This is a genomic window from Streptomyces sp. NPDC002176, from assembly GCF_044903645.1.
Lineage (GTDB): Bacteria > Actinomycetota > Actinomycetes > Streptomycetales > Streptomycetaceae > Streptomyces.
Genome location: NZ_JBJDQW010000007.1, coordinates 182,269 through 200,393, shown reverse-complemented (window position 1 = coordinate 200,393; position 18,125 = coordinate 182,269). Strand labels below are relative to the sequence as shown.

The 18,125-nt window shown below is 73.1% G+C and carries 18 protein-coding genes; 6 read left to right on the top strand and 12 right to left on the bottom strand.

The window, feature by feature from the left end:
* Nucleotides 1-27: 27 nt before the first annotated feature.
* Nucleotides 28-1,386 (bottom strand): glutamine synthetase family protein, encoded by a 1,359-nt coding sequence (locus ACI2LY_RS28910; protein ID WP_404709702.1) that lies wholly within the window; start codon nucleotides 1,384-1,386, stop codon nucleotides 28-30.
* 110 nt (nucleotides 1,387-1,496) lie between these two features.
* Between ACI2LY_RS28910 and ACI2LY_RS28905 the strand changes: the two genes are divergently transcribed.
* Together ACI2LY_RS28905 and ACI2LY_RS28900 are read left to right on the top strand one after the other, a co-directional pair.
* Nucleotides 1,497-2,243 (top strand): FadR/GntR family transcriptional regulator, encoded by a 747-nt coding sequence (locus tag ACI2LY_RS28905; protein WP_404709701.1) that lies wholly within the window; start codon nucleotides 1,497-1,499, stop codon nucleotides 2,241-2,243.
* A 43-nt stretch (nucleotides 2,244-2,286) separates the two neighbouring features.
* Entirely contained in the window at nucleotides 2,287-2,985 is a 699-nt protein-coding gene (locus ACI2LY_RS28900) for a gamma-glutamyl-gamma-aminobutyrate hydrolase family protein (protein ID WP_404709700.1), read from the top strand.
* Here the strand turns inward: ACI2LY_RS28900 and ACI2LY_RS28895 are convergent.
* Nucleotides 2,982-3,896 (bottom strand): LysR family transcriptional regulator, encoded by a 915-nt coding sequence (locus ACI2LY_RS28895; RefSeq protein ID WP_404709699.1) that lies wholly within the window; start codon nucleotides 3,894-3,896, stop codon nucleotides 2,982-2,984. The genes ACI2LY_RS28900 and ACI2LY_RS28895 overlap by 4 nt on opposite strands.
* Nucleotides 3,897-3,966: 70 nt before the next feature.
* On the opposite strand from ACI2LY_RS28895, the gene ACI2LY_RS28890 reads away from it, so the two are divergent.
* Nucleotides 3,967-5,088 (top strand): TDT family transporter, encoded by a 1,122-nt coding sequence (locus tag ACI2LY_RS28890; RefSeq protein ID WP_404709698.1) that lies wholly within the window; start codon nucleotides 3,967-3,969, stop codon nucleotides 5,086-5,088.
* On the opposite strand, the gene ACI2LY_RS28885 is transcribed toward ACI2LY_RS28890, so the two are convergent.
* The 4 genes from ACI2LY_RS28885 to ACI2LY_RS28870 all read right to left on the bottom strand — a co-directional run bounded on the left by ACI2LY_RS28885 (nucleotide 5,000) and on the right by ACI2LY_RS28870 (nucleotide 9,545).
* Nucleotides 5,000-5,719: a helical backbone metal receptor gene (locus tag ACI2LY_RS28885; RefSeq protein ID WP_404709697.1), complete on the bottom strand. Its 720-nt coding sequence runs from the start codon at nucleotides 5,717-5,719 to the stop codon at nucleotides 5,000-5,002. The two genes, ACI2LY_RS28890 and ACI2LY_RS28885, sit on opposite strands and share 89 nt — an antisense overlap.
* Nucleotides 5,719-6,291: a helix-turn-helix domain-containing protein gene (locus ACI2LY_RS28880; protein WP_404709696.1), complete on the bottom strand. Its 573-nt coding sequence runs from the start codon at nucleotides 6,289-6,291 to the stop codon at nucleotides 5,719-5,721. The genes ACI2LY_RS28885 and ACI2LY_RS28880 overlap by 1 nt, the downstream gene beginning before the upstream one ends.
* A gap of 367 nt (nucleotides 6,292-6,658) precedes the next feature.
* Nucleotides 6,659-8,467: an ABC transporter permease/substrate binding protein gene (locus tag ACI2LY_RS28875; RefSeq protein ID WP_404709695.1), complete on the bottom strand. Its 1,809-nt coding sequence runs from the start codon at nucleotides 8,465-8,467 to the stop codon at nucleotides 6,659-6,661.
* The gene (locus ACI2LY_RS28870; RefSeq protein WP_404709694.1) at nucleotides 8,460-9,545 is read right to left on the bottom strand and encodes a glycine betaine/L-proline ABC transporter ATP-binding protein; all 1,086 of its coding nucleotides are present in this window, start codon (nucleotides 9,543-9,545) and stop codon (nucleotides 8,460-8,462) included. Before ACI2LY_RS28870 ends, ACI2LY_RS28875 begins: the two co-directional genes overlap by 8 nt.
* A 187-nt stretch (nucleotides 9,546-9,732) precedes the next feature.
* Here ACI2LY_RS28870 and ACI2LY_RS28865 point away from each other — a divergent pair, with 187 nt between their 5' ends.
* The gene (locus ACI2LY_RS28865; RefSeq protein ID WP_404709693.1) at nucleotides 9,733-10,653 is read left to right on the top strand and encodes a 5'-3' exonuclease H3TH domain-containing protein; all 921 of its coding nucleotides are present in this window, start codon (nucleotides 9,733-9,735) and stop codon (nucleotides 10,651-10,653) included.
* A 113-nt stretch (nucleotides 10,654-10,766) separates the two neighbouring features.
* Nucleotides 10,767-11,609 carry a siderophore-interacting protein gene (locus ACI2LY_RS28860; protein ID WP_404709692.1) on the top strand — a complete coding sequence of 281 codons (843 nt, stop codon included), beginning with the start codon at nucleotides 10,767-10,769 and terminating at the stop codon, nucleotides 11,607-11,609.
* Between the two features lie 18 nt (nucleotides 11,610-11,627).
* Here ACI2LY_RS28860 and ACI2LY_RS28855 read toward each other — a convergent pair whose 3' ends face one another.
* The gene (locus ACI2LY_RS28855) at nucleotides 11,628-12,209 is read right to left on the bottom strand and encodes a GNAT family N-acetyltransferase (RefSeq protein WP_404709691.1); all 582 of its coding nucleotides are present in this window, start codon (nucleotides 12,207-12,209) and stop codon (nucleotides 11,628-11,630) included.
* Nucleotides 12,210-12,280: 71 nt separating this feature from the next.
* Here ACI2LY_RS28855 and ACI2LY_RS28850 point away from each other — a divergent pair, with 71 nt between their 5' ends.
* Nucleotides 12,281-13,234: a pseudouridine synthase gene (locus ACI2LY_RS28850; protein WP_404709690.1), complete on the top strand. Its 954-nt coding sequence runs from the start codon at nucleotides 12,281-12,283 to the stop codon at nucleotides 13,232-13,234.
* Nucleotides 13,235-13,244: 10 nt separating this feature from the next.
* Here ACI2LY_RS28850 and ACI2LY_RS28845 read toward each other — a convergent pair whose 3' ends face one another.
* From ACI2LY_RS28845 to ACI2LY_RS28825, 5 genes are read right to left on the bottom strand one after another with little or no spacing between them, the layout of a single operon-like run.
* The gene (locus ACI2LY_RS28845; protein ID WP_404709689.1) at nucleotides 13,245-14,729 is read right to left on the bottom strand and encodes a cytochrome P450; all 1,485 of its coding nucleotides are present in this window, start codon (nucleotides 14,727-14,729) and stop codon (nucleotides 13,245-13,247) included.
* A 45-nt stretch (nucleotides 14,730-14,774) separates the two neighbouring features.
* Entirely contained in the window at nucleotides 14,775-15,404 is a 630-nt protein-coding gene (locus ACI2LY_RS28840; protein WP_389004750.1) for an ATP/GTP-binding protein, read from the bottom strand.
* Nucleotides 15,385-15,795: a DUF742 domain-containing protein gene (locus ACI2LY_RS28835; RefSeq protein ID WP_389004751.1), complete on the bottom strand. Its 411-nt coding sequence runs from the start codon at nucleotides 15,793-15,795 to the stop codon at nucleotides 15,385-15,387. The genes ACI2LY_RS28840 and ACI2LY_RS28835 overlap by 20 nt, the downstream gene beginning before the upstream one ends.
* The gene (locus tag ACI2LY_RS28830) at nucleotides 15,792-16,199 is read right to left on the bottom strand and encodes a roadblock/LC7 domain-containing protein (protein WP_030812755.1); all 408 of its coding nucleotides are present in this window, start codon (nucleotides 16,197-16,199) and stop codon (nucleotides 15,792-15,794) included. The genes ACI2LY_RS28835 and ACI2LY_RS28830 overlap by 4 nt, the downstream gene beginning before the upstream one ends.
* The gene (locus ACI2LY_RS28825; protein WP_404709688.1) at nucleotides 16,196-17,833 is read right to left on the bottom strand and encodes an ATP-binding protein; all 1,638 of its coding nucleotides are present in this window, start codon (nucleotides 17,831-17,833) and stop codon (nucleotides 16,196-16,198) included. The genes ACI2LY_RS28830 and ACI2LY_RS28825 overlap by 4 nt, the downstream gene beginning before the upstream one ends.
* Between the last annotated feature and the right edge of the window lie 292 nt (nucleotides 17,834-18,125).

Below are 18,125 nucleotides of genomic sequence, written 5' to 3'. Positions count from 1 at the left end.
CAGGGGCGTTCACGGCGTTCTTGAGCGTTACAGGCGTTCGAAGGACCGCCGCAGTTCCCAGTCGGTGACGGCCGCGTCGAAGGCGGCCAGTTCGACGCGCGCCATGTTGGCGTAGTGGGCGACGACGTCCTCGCCGAAGGCGGCCTTGGCGATGGGGCTGGTCTCCCAGAGCTGGGCGGCCTCGCGCAGCGTCGTCGGCACATGCTCGTAGTCGGCCGTGTAGGCGTTCCCCTCGCAGGGTTCGGGCAGTTCGAGCCGCTGCTCGACGCCGTACAGCCCGGCGGCGACGAGTCCGGCGACCGCGAGGTACGGGTTGACGTCACCGCCGGGGAGCCGGTTCTCGAAACGCAGCGAGCGGCCGTGGCCGACGACGCGCAGCGCGCAGGTGCGGTTGTCGTGGCCCCAGGCGACGGCGGTGGGCGCGAACGAGCCGGGCTGGAACCGCTTGTAGGAGTTGATGTTGGGCGCGTACAGCAGCGAGAAGTCACGCAGCGCGGCGAGCTGTCCGGCCAGGAAGTACCGCATCACCTCGGACATGCCGTCGCCCTCGGCCATCACGCTGCGGCCGTCCTCGTCGGCGAGCGAGAGGTGGATGTGGCAGGAGTTGCCCTCCTTCTCGTTGAACTTGGCCATGAAGGTGAGCGCCATCCCCTCCTGGCTGGCGATCTCCTTGGCCCCCGTCTTGTACACCGCGTGCTGGTCGCAGGTGCGCAGGGCCTCGGTGTAGCGGAAGGCGATCTCGTGCTGGCCGGGGTTGCACTCCCCCTTGGCGGACTCGACGGTGAGGCCCGCGCCCGCCATCTCGTTGCGCAGCCGCCGCAGCAGGGGCTCGACGCGGCCGGTGCCGAGGATGGAGTAGTCGATGTTGTACTGGTTGGCCGGGGTCAGCCCCCGGTACCCGGTGTCCCAGGCGTGCTCGTAGCTGTCCCGGAAGACGATGAACTCCAGCTCGGTACCGGCCTGGGCGGTGTACCCCAGCCCGGCGAGCCGCTCCAGCTGGCGGCGCAGGATCTGGCGCGGGGCCGCGGTGACCGGGGTGCCGTCCTCCCAGGCGAGGTCGGCCATGAGCAGCGCGGTGCCGGGATGCCAGGGCAGGCGGCGCAGGGTGGCGGTGTCGGGGCGCATCGCGAAGTCGCCGTAGCCCCGGTCCCAGGAGGACATCTCGTAGCCGTCGACGGTGTTCATCTCGGTGTCGACCGCGAGGAGGTAATTGCAGCCCTCGGTGCCGTGGTCGAGTACCTCGTCGAGGAAGAAGCGGGCGGCGAACCGCTTGCCCTGGAGCCGCCCCTGCATGTCGGTGAAGGCCAGCACGACGGTGTCGATGTCACCACCGGCGACCAGGGCCCGCAGTTCCTCGACGCTCAGCGGGGGTGTGCGGTCTGCCACGGGAGGGCCTCCTTGGGCATGCTGCGCGCGGTGCGGCCGGAGCCTTAAGGTACGGCCGGGAGCCATAAGGTATGGCGGGGGACCATTGCTTGGGAAGGGGGCGCGACCGGATGGCGGGGAGGACGGGTGCGCGGGACGCCGGAGAGGGGAGTGACCGCCTCGGGGCGGTGCTGCGGCCGGTGCGGGCGGGCAACGGCTTCGAGGAGGCGCTGGAGCAGATCCTCCAGGTGGTCCGGCTCGGCCTCGTACCGGACGGTGAACGACTGCCCGCCGAGCGGGAGTTGGCGGAGCGGCTGGGCATCAGCCGGGTGACGCTGCGCGAGGTGCTGCGGGTGCTGCACGACCAGGGTCTTGTGGAGTCGCGGCGCGGGCGGTACGGCGGCACGTTCGTGCTGCGGCGCGCGGACGGCGTCGGCGAGGACGAGCTGCGGCGCCGGACGGCCGGGGTCGACATCGAGGACGTGCTGCGCTTCCGCGAGGTGCTGGAGGTGGGCTCGGCGGGGCTGTGCGCGGCGCACGGGCTGGCCGGGGAGGGCGTCGTACGGCTGCGGCGGGCGCTGGACCACACGCGGGACGCGCCGCTCGCGGACTACCGGCGCCGGGACACCCTGCTCCATCTGACGCTGGCCGGGCTGTGCGGCTCGCCGTCGCTGGCGGCCCAGTACGCGGCGGTCCGGGCGGGCGTCAACGACCTGCTGGACTGCATCCCGCTGCTGGTACGGAACCTGGAGCACTCCCAGCGGCAGCACGGCGCGCTGGTGGAGGCGGTGCTCGACCGGGACCCGGAGGCGGCGCGGGAGATCGCGCGCGAGCACTGCGCGGGCACCGCGGCACTCCTGCGGGGCTTCCTGGGCTGACCCCCGCTCTGCAAAGGTATCCCTGAGCACCTTTGGAGGGCACATGGGCGGACGGCCGCTGATCGGCGTGAGCACGTATCTGGAGGCGGGTGCCCGCTGGGGCGTCTGGGAACTGGAGGCCGCGCTCCTCCCCGCCGCCTACCCCCGCCTGGTGAGCCGGTCCGGCGGCCTCCCCGCGCTGCTCCCGCCGGACGCCCCGGAGCTGGCCCCGGAGGTGGTGGCCCGCCTGGACGGCGTGGTCATCGCGGGCGGCCCCGACGTCGACCCCGCCCGCTACGGCGCCGCACGCACCCCGCGCTGCGGCCCGCCCGCCCCGGAGCGGGACGCCTGGGAACTCGCCCTGATCGAGGCCGCGTTGGCCGCACGCGTCCCGCTGCTCGGCATCTGCCGGGGCATGCAGCTCCTCAACGTCGCCCTGGGCGGCACCCTCGTCCAGCACCTCGACGGCCACGCGGAGGCGGTCGGCGTCTTCGGCGCGCATCCGGTCCACCCGGTGCCGGGCACCTTGTACGCGGCCGTCCAGCCGGACGGCACCAGCGTCCCGACCTACCACCACCAGGCGGTGGACCGCCTCGCCCCCGGCCTGATCCCCTCGGCCCACGCGGCCGACGGCACGATCGAGGCCGTCGAACTCCCCTCCGCCCAGGGCTGGGTGCTGGGCGTGCAGTGGCACCCGGAGATGGGCACGGACGCGCGGGTGATGCGCGCGCTGATCGCAGCCGCGAGCCGAACCAGGCCCTAACTCCGGGTCAGCGCCAGCAGTTCCCTGGCCGGTCCCGTCGGCCGGTGGCCCGTGGGCCACACCGCGCGCAGGTCCCGGCGCAGGGAGACGCCCTCCACCGGGATGCCGACCAGGCGCCGGGTCGCCAGTTCCTCGCCGACGGCCAGTTCGCTGAGGACGGCGGGGCCCGCGCCGCCGACCACGGCCGCCTTCACGGCCGTGGTGGAGGAGAGTTCGATGAGGGGGCGGGCGGGGGCGCCGAGGGCCGCGTCGAGGACCTGGCGGGTGCCGGAGCCGCGTTCGCGCAGGATGAGCGGGGTGGCGGCCAGTTCCGCCGTCTCCAGCGGCCGGGGGCGGCGGGCCCAGGGGTGGGCGGGGGCGGTGACGACGGTGAGGCGGTCGTGGGCGATGACGGCCGAGTCCAGGCCGGTCGGGACGGTCAGCCCCTCCACGAAGCCGAGGTCGGCCTCGCCCGCCAGGAGGAGTTCGGCGACCTTCGCCGAGTTGCCCGCGAGCAGCGACACCGCCGTGTCCGGCCGTCCGGCGCGCAGCGCGAGCAGCCAGCCGGGGAGCAGGTACTCGGCGATGGTCATGCTGGCCGCGACCCGCAGCCGGGAGTCCCGGGTGGCGCGGAGCGCCTGCGCGCCCGCGTCGAACACCTCGGCCGCCGCCACGACCTGCCGGGCCCAGTCGGTGACCAGGGCGCCCGCGTCGGTGAGCCGGGACCCGCGCGGCGAGCGGTCGACCAGGGCGACGCCGAGCTGCCGTTCCATGGAGCGCAGCCGACTGCTGGCGGCGGGCTGGGTGATGCCCAGCTCCCGCGCGGCCGCCCCGAGGCTGCCCAGCCGGGCCACGGCCAGCAGCAGCTCCAGCGCGCCCAGATCGGGCACCCGGTGCGCCAGCGAACCGCTCCTCGCCTGCTCTTCGCTCATAAGACCACCTTATGCCCCCATAGAAGCGAACTCCCTGGTCAGCCGGGACAGGCCCGGCCACGTTGGACACATGACCCTGACCGCCCGCCTCCGCCACCTCGGCCCGAACTGGTACGCCGCCGTCATGGGCACGGCGATCGTCGGCTCGGCGGGCGCCGCCCTCCCCTCGCACGTCCGGTGGCTCTGTGCCGCGTTCTGGGCGCTCTCCCTGCTCCTGCTGCTCACCCTGCTCGCCGCCCGGACCCTGCACTGGACCCACCACCGCGACCGGGCCCGCGCCCACCTCCTCGACCCGGCGACGGCCCCGTTCCACGGCTGCGCCGCCATGGCCCTCCTCGCGGTGGGCGGCGGCGCGCTCTCGGCGGGCCGGTACTGGATCGGCACGCCCGCCGCCGTGGCCCTGGACGCCGTGCTGTTCACGGCCGGTACGGCACTGGGGCTGGCGTCGGCCGTGGCGGTGCCGTACCTGATGGTGACCCGGCACCGGACGGGCCTCGCCGACGCCACCCCGGTGTGGCTGCTGCCGTTGGTCGCGCCGATGGTGTCGGCCGCGCTGGGCCCCGCCCTGGTGCCGTATCTGCCGCCCGGCCAGCCCCGCGAGACCCTGCTGCTGGGCTGTCTGGCGCTGTTCGGGCTGAGCCTGCTGGCCACGCTGCTGATGCTGCCGCTGCTCCTGGCCCGGCTGCTGTTCCACGGCCCGCTGCCGCTCGCGCTGACCCCGGCGCTGTTCCTGGTCCTGGGCCCGCTGGGCCAGTCCACCACCGCCACCGGCGCGGTCGCGGACCTGGCGCCGGCGGTGGTTCCGGCGCCGTACGACCGGGGGCTCGCGGTGTTCGCGGTGCTGTACGGGGTGCCGGTCATGGGGTTCGCGGTGCTGTGGCTGGCGTTCGGCGCCGCGCAGGTGGTGCGGGCGCGGCGGCGGGGCATGCGGTTCGGGCTGACCTGGTGGGCGTTCACCTTCCCGGTCGGCACCTGTGTCACCGGCGCGGCCTCCCTGGCCCGGCACACCGGCCTGGCGGTGTACGCGGGGCTGGCGGTCGGCCTGTACGCCCTGCTGCTCCTCGGGTGGGCCGCCGCGGCCACCGGTACCGTGCGCGGTCTGCTCAGCGGCGCGCTGCTGCCAGCGCCTCCGCCAGTACCCGGGGAGCTTCGAGCAGCGAGGGTCCGTACCAGGTCAGGTGCCGTCCGCTGACGAGGGCACAGGCGAGGCCGGGGAACGCCTCGGGGCCGTCGTCGGCGGTGAAGCGGTACGGCTCGTCGGGCAGCACGACCAGCTCGGGGGCCGCCGCGATCAGCTCGTCCAGCGGGATGCGCGGGTAGCGCTCGGCGTGGTCGGCGTACAGGTGCCGTACGCCGAGGCGGGCCAGGACGTCGCCCGCGAAGGTGTCCCGGCCGAGCACCATCCAGGGGCGGCGCCAGATCGGCACGACGGCGCCGACCGGGCGTTGCGAGTCCGGGAGCGCGGCCCAGGCGGCCTCGGCGCGGTCCAGCCAGTCGGGGCGGCTCGGGGCGCCGCACGCCGACAGCACCCGTTCCAGCTCGGTGAACGCCTGTGGCACGGTGCGCACCTCGGTGACCAGCACCGGGACGCCCGCCGCGCGCAGGGCGTCGAGGTCGGGGGCGCGGTTCTCCTCCTCGTTGGCGATCACCAGGTCGGGTTCGAGGGCGGCGACGCGCGCGGTGTCGGGGTTCTTGGTGCCGCCGATCCGCTCGACGTCGAGATTCGCCGGGCGCTCGCACCAGTCGGTGGCCCCGACGAGCACGCCGGGCAGCGTCACGGCGACCGCCTCGGTCAGGGACGGCACGAGCGAGACGACCCGCACTACCGGGACCGGTCCTGGACCGCCTCGATGTGTTCGGCGACGGCCACCACGATCACCCGGGTGTCCGGCACGGTGGCCCGCCAGCGGTGGCGGACGCCTCCGGTCAGGTACATGGTGTCGCCCCGGCCGAGGCGGTAGGCGCGGCCCTCGGCCTCGATCTCGACGGCGCCGTCCGCGACGTACATCAGCTCGTCGTTGCGGTGCTGGAACTCGCGGCCCGCGTCGTGGTCGCCGGTGAACTCGGAGGCGTGCAGCTGGTGGTGGCCGCGCACCAGGGCGCGGGTACGGGCGGTGAAGCCGCCGTCGGCGACCGGCTCACCGCGTACGACGTCCACGCTGCACGCGGGGTCGGCGGCGGCGAGGAGTTCCACCGCCGTGGTGCGCAGCGCGTCGGCGAGCTTCTCCAGGGAGGTGCGGCTCGGGCGGGCCCGGTCGTTCTCCACCTGGCTGAGGAAGGGCACCGAGAGGCCGCTGCGCTCGGCCACGACCGCGAGGGTGAGTTCGAGCGTCCGGCGGCGCCGTCGGACGGCCGCGCCGACCCGCACGGGCTGTCGCTCTTTGTGGTCGCCCATGGCTGCGGCTCCCTCCTTCACGCGTGGCGCGGCTGCCCAGACGCCCGGTGCCGGGCGTCCCTGTCGTTAAGTTGTCTGCACCCTACGCACGTTCGGCAAACCGTTTCACGCGCCTCTCACATCCCGCGCCGCCGCCGGGCCGGTACCCCACGGTTCGCGCCAGTGCCGCGGTCCGCCGGACGCTCGGTCCTGCCCCGGCCTTCCACGGCTTTCACCTGCTTCAAGGCGCGAGCGGCCCCAGGTGTTCCCGCGAGGCGGGCTCCGTGGCGCTCCGTGGTTGGCCGGATCTCCACGGTGGTGAAATCGGCGCGGGGGCGGACGCGAGTACCGCGTCCGCCCCCTGAAGGTCACCCCCCGCCCGCTCAGGTCACCCGGCGGCCTCCTGCTTGGCCTTCCCGGCCGGTGCCCAGGCGTCGGCCAGCTTCGGGTTCTCCTCGAGCCAGGTGCGGACGGCGTCCTGCTCCTTGCCCTTGCCGGCCTTCTGGATGCGGGCCTCCAGGCCGGTGAGCTGCTCCTCGGTCATCGAGAAGTCCTGCAGCCACTTGGCGACCTCGGGGTTGTCGGCGCTGAACCCCTTGCGGGCGAGGGCGTGCACGGTGTCGCCCTTGCCCCAGGCGCCCGCCGGGTCCTTGAGCTTCTTCAGCTGGTAGTCGCTGTAGGCCCAGTGCGGGGACCACAGGGTGACGACCACGGGCTGCTTCCGGTCGTAGGCGCGCTTCAGCTCGGTCAGCATGGCCGGGGTGGAGCCGTCGACGACCTCGTACTTCCCCTTGAGGCCGTACTGGTCGAGGACCTTGTCCTTGAGCAGGCCCATCATGCCCGCGCTGGGTTCGATGCCGATGATCCGGCCGTCGAACTCGGCGGCGTGGTCCTTCAGGTCGGCCAGGGTGTTCACGTCCTTCACGTAGGACGGGACGGTCAGCTCCAGGGAGGTGGAGCCGTACCAGTTGCCGAGGTCCTCCATCCGGTCGCCGTACTTCTTCCAGTACTCGGCGTGCGTGGTGGGCAGCCAGGAGTCGGTCTCGAAGTCGAGGCGGCCGGTGGCGAGGCCGGTGTAGAGGGGTCCGGCCGCGTACTGGGTGACGGTGACCTTGAAGCCGCGCCGCTCCAGCAGCTCCTTCCAGAGGAAGGTGGAGGCGATGCCCTCGTCCCACGGGATGTACCCGAGCTTGATCTCCTTGCCCTTGCCGATGTCCGTGCCGGACGCGGTCGACTTGGCGGCGCCGGGCCCGAAGACCCCGAGCCCGCCCGCGACCAGCGCGAGCACGACCACCGCGACGACGGCGACGGCCGGGCGCGGCCGGTACGACCAGGCGGTGGGCCGGGCCTTGGCGGCGGCACGGCGGCCGAGCGGGGAGAGCTGGGTGCCGAGCGCGCCGGTCACCCGGTCGAGGTAGATGGCGAGGACGACGATGCCGACGCCCGCCTCGAAGCCGTAGCCGATGTCGAGCTGGCCGATGGCCTCGTTGACGGCGCCGCCGAGACCGCCGGTGCCGACCATGCCCGCGATGACGACCATGGACAGGCCGAGCATGATGACCTGGTTGACGCCCGCCATGATGGTGGGCAGGGCGAGCGGCAACTGCACCCGCCACAGGGTGTCGCGGGGTGTGGTGCCGAACGCCTCGGCGGCCTCGACCAGTTCGGCGTCGACCTGGCGGATGCCCAGCTCGGTCATGCGGACGCCGGGGGCGAGCGCGAAGATCAGCGTGGCGACGACGCCTGCGGCGGTGCCGAGCCCGAAGAAGAGCATGGCCGGGATCAGCAGCACCATCGACGGCATGGTCTGGAGCAGGTCCAGCACGGGGCGCACGGTGGCGCTGACCGCGCGGGAGCGGGCCGCCCAGATGCCGAGCGGGATCGAGATGACCAGCGCGATGATGGTGGCGACCAGGACGAGCGCCAGCGTGGACATGGCCTTTTCCCACAGGTCGAGGGAGTCCACGAGCGCGAATCCGGCGAAGGCGAGGACGCCGCCGAGCAGTCCGCGCAGCCACCAGGCGAGGACGGCGAGGATACCGGCGAGCAGCAGGGGGTGGGGGGCGTTGAGGACGGCGTCGATGCCGTCGTACATGCCCTCCAGGACGGCGCGGACGGCGTCGAAGAGCCAGGAGAGGTGGTCGACCAGCCAGTCGACCCCGGAGTCGACCCAGTCGCCGAGCGGGAGCCTAGGCACGGGCGGTCACCTTCCTCTCGTCGCGGGGGTGGTCGCAGGCGATCGGGTCTCCCTGCTCGTCGCCGAGGAAGCCGACCAGGCGGCTCTCCGGGACGACGCCCACGAGGGTGCGGTCGGCGTCGACGACGGCGACCGGGTGGCTCAGGCGGGCGCTGAGCGCGCACAGTTCGGTGAACGGCGTGCCGGGCGCGGCGGTCTCGCAGGCGCAGTCGGCCTCGTCGCCGCGTATGTCGGTGTCCATGACGGCGGCCGCGGTGAGCACGCGGGAGCGGTCGACGTCCTGGATGAAGGAGGCGACGTAGTCGTCCTCGGGGCGGAGCAGGATGTCCTCGGCGGTGCCGGTCTGGACGATGCGGCCGTCGCGCATGACGGCGATGCGGTCGCCCAGGCGCATGGCCTCGTTGAGGTCGTGGGTGATGAAGACGATGGTCTTGCGCAGCGTCTTCTGGAGTTCGAGGAGCTGGTCCTGCATGTCGCGGCGGATCAGCGGATCCAGCGCGCTGAACGACTCGTCCATCAGGAGCACGTCGGCGTCGGTGGCGAGCGCGCGGGCGAGGCCGACGCGCTGCTGCATGCCGCCGGAGAGTTCGTCGGGCCAGGAGTCCTCCCAGCCGGCCAGTCCGCACAGGGCGAGCGCCTCGTCGGCGCGGCGTTCGCGCTCGGCGCGGGGCACGCCCTGCACGGCCAGGCCGTAGGCGGCGTTGTCGCGGACGCTGCGGTGCGGGAAGAGCGCGAAGTGCTGGAACACCATGCTGATCTTGTGGGCCCGGATCTCGCGCAGCTCGCGGTCGTCGAGCGCGGTGAGGTCCTGCCCGTCGAAGCGGACCCGGCCCGCGGTGGGCGTGAGCAGGCCGTTGAGCGTGCGCAGCAGGGTGGACTTGCCCGAGCCGGACAGGCCCATGACAACAAAGATCTCACCGGGTGCGACGGTGAAGGAGGCGTCGATGACGGCGGCGGTGCTGCCCTCCCCGCGCAGCTCGTCGCGGTCGGCGCCCTGTTCGAGCCGCGCCACTGCGTTCTCCGGTCGTCTGCCGAACACCTTGTAGAGATGTTCCGCTTCGATTCTCGCGGTCGTCATGCATGTCCCTCGGCTAGGCGGCAAGGAGCAGGAGACGAGGGATGGTTGTCACTGGAAAAGCAATCGCCCCGCTCCGGCGCGCGGCGCCTGCCCGGTCGCATTTGAGCCAAACTCAGAAGTGTCCCAGGTCACACCCCCGGGCCCGGCGCGCGGGGCCGCTGTCAGTGCGGTGCGGCATGATGCGAGCGTGACCGGACGACTGATGCTTCTCGACACCGCCTCGCTCTACTTCCGCGCCTACTTCGGCGTCCCGGACTCGGTGCGGGCACCGGACGGCACCCCGGTGAACGCGGTGCGCGGACTGCTGGACTTCATCGACCGCCTGGTCAAGGACCACCGCCCGGAGAAGCTGGTGGCCTGTATGGACGCCGACTGGCGCCCCCAGTGGCGGGTCGACCTGATCCCCTCCTACAAGGCGCACCGGGTGGCCGAGGAGCACGAGGGCGCCCCGGACGCCGAGGAGGTCCCGGACACCCTCTCCCCGCAGGTCCCGGTGATCGAGGAGGTGCTGGACGCGCTCGGCATCGCCCGCGTGGGCGTGGCCGGATACGAGGCGGACGACGTGATCGGCACGTTCACCGCCCGCGCGGACGGCCCGGTCGACATCGTCACCGGCGACCGCGACCTGTACCAACTGGTGGACGACGCCCGCGAGATCCGTGTCCTGTATCCGCTCAAGGGCGTCGGCACCCTCCAGCTCACCGACGAGGCGTGGCTGCGCGAGAAGTACGGCGTGGACGGCCGGGGTTACGCGGATCTGGCGCTGCTGCGCGGCGACCCGAGCGACGGTCTGCCGGGCGTGCCCGGTGTCGGGGAGAAGACGGCGGCCAAGCTGCTGGCCGAGTTCGGGGACCTGGCCGGGATCGTCGCCGCCGTGGACGACCCGAAGGCGAAGCTCACCCCGACCCAGCGCAAGCGCCTCACCGAGGCGGCCCCCTATCTCGCGGTCGCCCCGAAGGTGGTCCGGGTGGCCGGTGACGTCCCCCTGCCCGCCGTGGACACCGCGCTGCCGCACACCCCGCGCGACCCGGCCGCACTGGACGCGCTGGCCGCCCGCTGGGGCCTGGGCGGCTCGCTCCAGCGCCTGCTGACCACTCTGGAGGCGTGAGCGCGACCCCCGCCACAAGGGGAGTTTTCGGACGAAGGGGCCCCCGGGAGCAGGGCGACACCGGCGCGAGGTGCTAGCTTAGGTAAACCTAACCAAGGCAGCAGGAGGCCGTCATGGCAGAGCGTCCGGGGCGAAAGCCGCGCAAGCTCCATTCCGCCCAGGTGGTACGCACCGAGCGGCTGACCCCGCACGTCCAGCGGATCGTGCTCGGCGGCGCCGGACTGGCCGATTTCTCGGCCGACGCCTGGACCGACCACTATGTGAAGCTCCTCTTCGCCCCGGTGGACGGCATGACCTACCCCGAGCCGTTCGACCTGGAGCGCATCCACGCCGAACTCCCCCGCGAACAGTGGCCGGTGACCCGTACCTACACCGTGCGCGCCTGGGACGCCGAGCACCGGGAGATGACCCTCGACTTCGTCATCCACGGCGACGAGGGCCTCGCCGGGCCCTGGGCCACCCGGGTGCGCCCCGGCGAGACCCTGCGCTTCTTCGGCCCCGGCGGCGCCTACGCCCCCGATGTGACGGCCGACTGGCATCTGCTCGTCGGGGACGAGAGCGCGCTGCCCGCCATCGCCCGCGCCCTGGAGACCCTGCCGCCGGGCACGCCCGCGCACGCCCTGGTGGAGGTGGCCGGCCCCGAGGAGGAGCAGAAGATCGACTCCGATGTGGAGGTCGTCTGGCTGCACCGCGGGGACCGCCCGGTCGGCGAGGCCCTGCTGGAGGCCGTACGGGCGCTGGAGTTCCCCGAGGGCCGCCCGCACGCCTTCGTGCACGGCGAGGCGGCCTTCGTGAAGGAGCTGCGCCGGATGCTGCGGGTCGAGGCGCAGCTCCCGCGCGAGGACCTGTCCATCTCCGGCTACTGGCGCCTGGGCCACAACGAGGACGGCTGGCAGGCCAGCAAGCCGGAGTGGAACGCGCGGATCGAGGCCGAGCAGGAGACCCCGGCCGCGTGACGGGGTGGGGGCGGCCGCTCAGTCGCCCCTGAGCCGGGCGTGCAGATGCATGTCGTGCCAGCCGTCCGGGTGCAGCAGCGCCCGGCGTCGGGTGCCCTCCACGGCGAACCCGGCCTTGGTGGCGACCCGGCAGGACGCCTCGTTGGCGGTGGCGTGCATCAGCTCCAGCCGGTTGAAGCCGACCTCCTGGAACGACCAGCGCACCAGCGCGTCCGTGGCGTGCCGGGCGACGCCCTGCCCGCGCGCCGACGCCACCGTCCAGTACGCCACCTCGGCCACGCCGTCACGCAGCCGGATCTCCCGCAGCGCGGCCCGGCCGCGCAGCTCGCCGGTGTCCGTGTGCACCACGGCCCACTGGGCGTCGCTCTCCCGCGTCCACTCCGCGTGCCAGTTCTCGATCCAGCCCGCGGCCTCCGCCGGGGAGTCGCAGGACTTGGCGTGCCACTGGTTGAGCGTCGGGTCCTGGAACGCGGCGTGCACGGCGGACGCGTCCTCGGCCCGCCAGGGGCGCAGGCGCAGCCCGGCACCGGCCGGGATCTCGGGCTGCGGCCGACGGGAGAGGGTTCCTTCGGGCAGCACCGGGCTGGTCAGATAGGGCATGCCCGGCATCCTGCCAAGCGCCGGGCGGCGGACCAACCGAATTGGGGCACCCCCGTAACCTGGGGTACCTGATGAGACGCCGTACGCAGCCCCCGCCCGCCCCGCTCCCCCAGCGCCGGGGTGTCGACCCGGTGCGGGTGCGGCTGCCCGAGCACGGGGAGTGGACCACGGTGCGCGACCACCTCGTGGCGCGGCTCACGGGGGCCGGGCCGGGCATGGTCGAGGCGATGTTCGACGCCGGGGCGGTCGTGGGCGCCGACGGGCTGCCGGTGGCGCCGGACGCGCCGTACCGGCCGGGGATGTTCGTGTGGTTCCACCGCGAGCTGCCGCCGGAGGTGCCGGTACCGTTCCCGGTCGAGGTGGTGTACCAGGACGCGCACATCGTCGTCGCCGACAAGCCGCACTTCCTGGCCACCACCCCGCGCGGCTCCCATGTCTCCGAGACCCTGCTCGCCCGCCTCCGCCACGACCTCGGCCTGCCCGGACTCGGCGCCGCGCACCGGCTGGACCGGCTCACCGCCGGACTGGTGCTGTTCACCGTCCGTCCCGAGGAACGCGGCGCCTACCAGGGGCTGTTCCGCGACCGCCGGGTGCACAAGGAGTACGAGGCCGTCGCCCGGCACGATCCGGCGCTGGAACTGCCCCGGACCGTGCGCAGCCGCATCCTGAAGGAGCGCGGGGTGCTGGCCGCGCGGGAGGTGCCGGGCGAGCCCAACGCGGTGACGCGGGTGGAGATCGCCGAACACCGCGAGCGGGACGGCCTGGCCCGCTACCGTCTCCTGCCCGCCACCGGCCAGACCCACCAGCTGCGGGTGCACCTGAACTCACTCGGCGTCCCCATCCTCGGCGACCCCCTGTACCCGGAGATCGCCCCCGCGACAGCGCCCGGCGACTTCCGCCGCCCCCTCCAACTCCTCGCCCGCGGCCTCGCGTTCACCGACCCTGTGACCGGCACCCGGCACAGCTTCGCCAGCAGGCGCACGCTCCAGGCATGGGCCTCCCCCGAGGAGTGGTCCGGCACCTGACCGGCCGGGCCTACTCCCCCAGCAGCCACCGCCACATCCGCTGCCACCGGCTCGGCGGCTCGCTCTCCGACGCGGGCCAGGGCGCGGGCGGGGTGACGACGGGGACCGGCTCCACCCGCTCCTCCGTCTTCTCCGGCCGCTCGCGCGGCGGTGCCACCGGCTCCGTCACCCGGTGCGGGTGGAGGGAGGACATGCTGGGCGCCCGGTTGACGTCCTGCTTCGGCTTGGGCTCGAACAGCACCGGGAGCGACACCAGATGCCGGGACGCGATCGAGGACCGCCAGCGCAGATCCTCCTCGGCGCACTCCAGCCGGATGTCCGGCAGCCGGGTCAGCAGAGCGTCCACCCCGATGTCGGCCACGGCCCGCCCGATGTCCTGGCCGGGGCATTCGTGCGGGCCCCCGCCGAAGGCGAGATGGGAACGGTTGCCCATCATGTGCGCGGTCGGGTCGGGGCGTACCCGCGGGTCGAGGTTGCCCGGCGCGGGCGCGAACAGCAGGCCGTCGCCCCGCCGGATGCGCTGCCCGCCCAGCTCGGTGTCCTGCTTGGCGTAGTAGCCGAGGACGGTGCTGAACGGCGGCTCGTCCCACAGGGACTGCTCGATCGCCTCCGGCACCGTCATCTGGCCGCCGTTGAGCCGGGCCCGGAAGCCCGGTTCGGTCAGCACCATGCGCAGCGCGTTGGCCAGCAGGTTGGCGGTGGTCTCGTACGCGGCGAACAGCAGCAGCCGCAGATGCTCGCGGACCTCGTCGTCGCTCAGCCCCGCCGGATGCGTGATGAGGTGGCTGGTGACGTCGTCCTCGGGGCGGGCCCGGCGCCGGGTGGTGAGCCTGCTCAGCGCGCCCATGACGTAGGCATGGCTCTCGTTGGCGGTCGCGGTGCCCTTGAGCGCGTCCCGGGCGGCCTGCACCATCCGGTCGTCGTACTCCTCGGACATGCCGAGGATCTCGCACATCACGGCCATCGGCAGATGCTCGGCGAACTGGGAGACCAGATCGGCCCGGCCGCGCCCGCAGAAGCGGTTGACAAGCTCCTGGGTGGAGCCGTTGATGGAGCGGCGCAGGCCCCGGTGGTCGATGGTCGCCATGGCGGCGGTGACGGCCGCGCGCAGCCGCTGGTGCTCGTCGCCCTCGGCGTGCGCGCAGATCGGCTGCCGGGCGATGTGCGGCATCAGCGGATGGTCGGGCTTGACCATGCCCTCCAGCAGCGGGGTCCAGCCCCGGCTGTCGCGGGTGTACTGCGAGGGGCTGCGCACCATGTGCAGGTTCTCGGCGTGCCCGAGGACCACCCACATGGGTACGTCGTCGTGGAGGAGTACGGGGGCGACCGGGCCGTGCTTCTCGCGCAGCCGCTCGTACAGGTCGTCCAGGTCGAGCGCGTCCGGGCCGTACAGCCGGTGCAGGCCGCCGGGGCCGGTGCCGTGCGCGGGGCAGCCCGGCGGCGGGCCGGGCACGGTGTCGGGGGTGCCTGTCGGGGTCTGGGGTTCAGGCGTCACAGTGATCGCTTTCGGGAAAACGGCTGGTGGGGTTCGTGCGCCCGCTCAGGTCAGGGCGCCGGACCGGGCGAGGGAGTGCAGGAAGTGCATCAGCGTCAGCAGGGTGTCCCGGCTGGAGGCGCGGCGGCGTACGTCGCACTCGACGATCGGGATCTCCGGGGCCAGGTCGAGCGCGCCGCGCAGCTCCTCGATGGCGTGCCGGGGCGCGTCCGGGAAGGAGTTGACGGCGACGATGAACGGCACGCCGCGCTCCTCCAGGCGGCCCATGACGTCGAAGCTGACGTCCAGGCGGCGGGTGTCGACCAGGACGACCGCGCCGAGCGCGCCCTCGAAGAGGCGGTTCCACAGGAACCAGAACCGTTCCTGGCCGGGGGTGCCGAAGAGGTACAGCACCAGTTTCTCGGTGATGCTGATGCGGCCGAAGTCCATGGCCACGGTGGTGGCCGTCTTGGTCTCGGAGCCGTAGTCGTCATCCACGCCGATCCCGGCCTGGGTCATGGTCTCCTCGGTGGTCAGCGGTCTGATCTCGCTGACCGAGCCGACCATGGTGGTCTTGCCGACGCCGAAGCCGCCCACGATCACGATCTTCACCGCGGCCTGGGCGCTCTGCGGGAGCCGCTCCTCGGTGCGCGGGCCGGGGATCGCGGGGACGGCGTCAGAGGCGTTGAAGTCCATGCATCACCGCTTCGAGGAGGGTCCGGTCGGGGAGCGCCTGGCGGACGATCGGGGCGCGGGCCTGCACCAGGTCGGCGCCGATCAGCTCGGAGAGCAGCGCGGTCATCGCGCTGAACGGCAGGTCGAGATAGGCCGAGAGTTCGGCCACGGACAGGGGTGCGGAGCAGAGCCGGAGCACGGCCGCCTGTTCGGGGGTGCCGGACGGCGGGGGCGCCGAGCGCGCCACGATCAGGGTGACCAGATCGAGCTGCGCCCGCCCGCCCTCGTGGAGGCCGGTGACGGCGTACAGCCGCTCGGGGTTGCCGCTCTCCCCCTCGTCGCCCGCCTCCGGGGCGACGGGCGGCGGGGAGGGCGCCTCCTGCGGCAGACGCCGTTTGCGGCGCGGCGTCATACGGCCTGCCCGCCGCGCCGGGGCGGAGACGTGAGGTGGGCGCCGATCCGGACGACGAGGTCGCGCATCATGCCGCCCATCCGGCCGGGCTCGCACACCACGTCGGCGAGGACGGCGAGGTAGGCGTTGTCCCCGGCGGCCATCAGATAGAAGTAGCCGCCGTCGATCTCGATGACGACGAGCTTCATCTCGCCGCTGCTGCCGGGCAGTTCCTGGGCGACCGCCCCGGCCAGGCTCTGCACTCCGGCGCAGGCGGCGGCCACCCGGTCGGCGGCGTCGGGGTCGCCGCCGTAGCGGGCGATGCGCAGGCCGTCCGAGGAGAGCACCACGATCATCTCGATGCCGGGTACGCCGTCGTGCAGTTGCTTGAGCATCCAGTCGAAGTTGGCGCGCTGCTGGATCACTTGGGCTCCCCCTCGTCCCCGGCCCCGGTGTCGGCCGAGTCGTCGATCAGATGCAGGTAGGCGGTCGGGTTCCGGGTGAAGTCGGTCGGGTGGGCGCCCTCGTTGCCCTTCTTCATGCCCTCCCAGAAGGCGTCGACCCACATGCCCGGTTCGCGGTCGAGAAGCTTCTGCCGCTCGGGGTCGGTCTCCGGCTGGGGCTGCGGCCGGGGCTGGGACCAGATGGTGGGGCGGCCCTCGCGTTCGGCCTGCTCGATGGCGGCCTGTTCGGCGTAGCGCTGGCTGAGCGGCACCGTCACCCGGCTGCGCCGCTGCGGCAGTCCGTTCGCCGTCCACTCGGTGACCTCGGGGACGTCGTCCTCCATCGAGACGGAGGCGGGGATGCGCGGGGCGGTGGGGCGGCGCCGCTTGGGCGGGCGCTTGGGGCCTTCCAGCGCGCCGAGTTCGGGCATCGGCACGGCGGTGGCCCCGATACCGTGCGCGGCGCCGACACCGGGCTCGGTGGTGAGCATGTCGCGCGGTACGACGAGGATCGCGCGGACGCCGCCGTACGCGGAGGCGCGCAGCGAGACGTCCATGCTGAAGGCGTTGCAGAGCCGGCCGACGACGGCCAGGCCGAGCCGGGGGCTGTCACCGAGGTTGTGCGCGTCGTCGTCGGCGCGGGCGTCCAGGATCATCTGCTCGACCCGGGCCCGCCCCTCCTCACTGAGGCTGACCCCGGCGTCCTCGATCTCGATGGCGAGACCGGTCTGCACCTCGAAGGCGGTGACGTGCACCTTGGTCGAGGGCGGCGAGTAGCGGGTGGCGTTGTCGAACAGCTCGGCGGCCGCGTGGATGATCGGCTCGACCGAAGTGCCCTTGATGTTGATGTTGACGATCGAGGCGAGGTTGATCCGGGGGAACTCCAGGATGCGGGACATCGCACCGCGCAGCACGCTGTAGAGCGAGACGGGCACCGGCCACTGGCGGCCCGGACGGCCGCCGCCGAGCACCGAGATGGAGTCGGCGAGGCGGCCGATCAGCGCGGTGCCGTGGTCGACGCGCAGCAGGTCGTCGAAGACCTCGGCGTTGCGGCCGTGGTCCTCCTCCATCTCCCGCAGTTCCTTGGCCTGTTGGTGGACGATGGCCTGCACCCGCCGGGCGGTGGTGACGAACGCCCGCTGGGTGGCGTCCCGCATGTTGATCTCATGCTCGGCGCCGCGCAGCGCGATGCGCAGCAACTCACGCTGGGACGGCGGAAGATGACGCAGCTCGGGGTCCTCGTCGACGACGTTGCGCAGGACGTCCCGCAGCCGCTCACCCCGGCGCAGCCGCCCGAGCGCCAGGGGCAGCACCTCGGAGCCGAGGCGGACGATCTCCGCGTCATGGGCGGCGATGCGATGCTCCAGATACGCGGTGTGCCGGGCGTTCTCGGCCTGCACGGACCGGAGTTGACGCCCGCGACGCACCACCTCGCTCGCGGTGGCGAGCAGCAGCAGCGTGGCCACGACCCCGCAGCAACCGACGGCGAGACGGGCGGAGCGCGGCACCAGGAACACGGCGGCCGCGGTCACCGCGACCATCACCAGGGCGGGCGGCAACAACGCCTGCGCGTACGGACGTTCACGGACACCGGGAGGTTTCTGAACACTCACCATGGATGCCTTCTGGGAAGGAACGATATATAGGGGAACAGGCGCCCGAATCCATCTCAACCGGGTCCGCCGCGGGCGAGCCTAATCCGACCGGGACACCCCCGTGTCATATTCGGCAAGCACCTGAAATCCCCCGAGCAACAGGAGTACCGTCGCCCCTATTTATACGCGGAGCACTAACTCGAACACACTGAGTAGCGCTGGCCAGGCATGCGAAAGGGGCCGGCGAAGCCGACCCCTCCAGGGGCGCGGGGAACTGCGCGACCAGCCACGATCCACCCGCACCCGCCCGAAA

Coding starts and splice junctions, on each gene's coding strand:
- ACI2LY_RS28905 (WP_404709701.1), top strand. CDS start 1,497: ATGGCGGGGAGGACGGGTGCGCGGGACGCCGGAGAGGGGAGTGACCGC.
- ACI2LY_RS28900 (WP_404709700.1), top strand. CDS start 2,287: ATGGGCGGACGGCCGCTGATCGGCGTGAGCACGTATCTGGAGGCGGGT.
- ACI2LY_RS28895 (WP_404709699.1), bottom strand. CDS start 3,896: ATGAGCGAAGAGCAGGCGAGGAGCGGTTCGCTGGCGCACCGGGTGCCC.
- ACI2LY_RS28890 (WP_404709698.1), top strand. CDS start 3,967: ATGACCCTGACCGCCCGCCTCCGCCACCTCGGCCCGAACTGGTACGCC.
- ACI2LY_RS28880 (WP_404709696.1), bottom strand. CDS start 6,291: ATGGGCGACCACAAAGAGCGACAGCCCGTGCGGGTCGGCGCGGCCGTC.
- ACI2LY_RS28870 (WP_404709694.1), bottom strand. CDS start 9,545: ATGACGACCGCGAGAATCGAAGCGGAACATCTCTACAAGGTGTTCGGC.
- ACI2LY_RS28860 (WP_404709692.1), top strand. CDS start 10,767: ATGGCAGAGCGTCCGGGGCGAAAGCCGCGCAAGCTCCATTCCGCCCAG.
- ACI2LY_RS28855 (WP_404709691.1), bottom strand. CDS start 12,209: ATGCCCTATCTGACCAGCCCGGTGCTGCCCGAAGGAACCCTCTCCCGT.
- ACI2LY_RS28850 (WP_404709690.1), top strand. CDS start 12,281: ATGAGACGCCGTACGCAGCCCCCGCCCGCCCCGCTCCCCCAGCGCCGG.
- ACI2LY_RS28840 (WP_389004750.1), bottom strand. CDS start 15,404: ATGGACTTCAACGCCTCTGACGCCGTCCCCGCGATCCCCGGCCCGCGC.
- ACI2LY_RS28835 (WP_389004751.1), bottom strand. CDS start 15,795: ATGACGCCGCGCCGCAAACGGCGTCTGCCGCAGGAGGCGCCCTCCCCG.
- ACI2LY_RS28825 (WP_404709688.1), bottom strand. CDS start 17,833: ATGGTGAGTGTTCAGAAACCTCCCGGTGTCCGTGAACGTCCGTACGCG.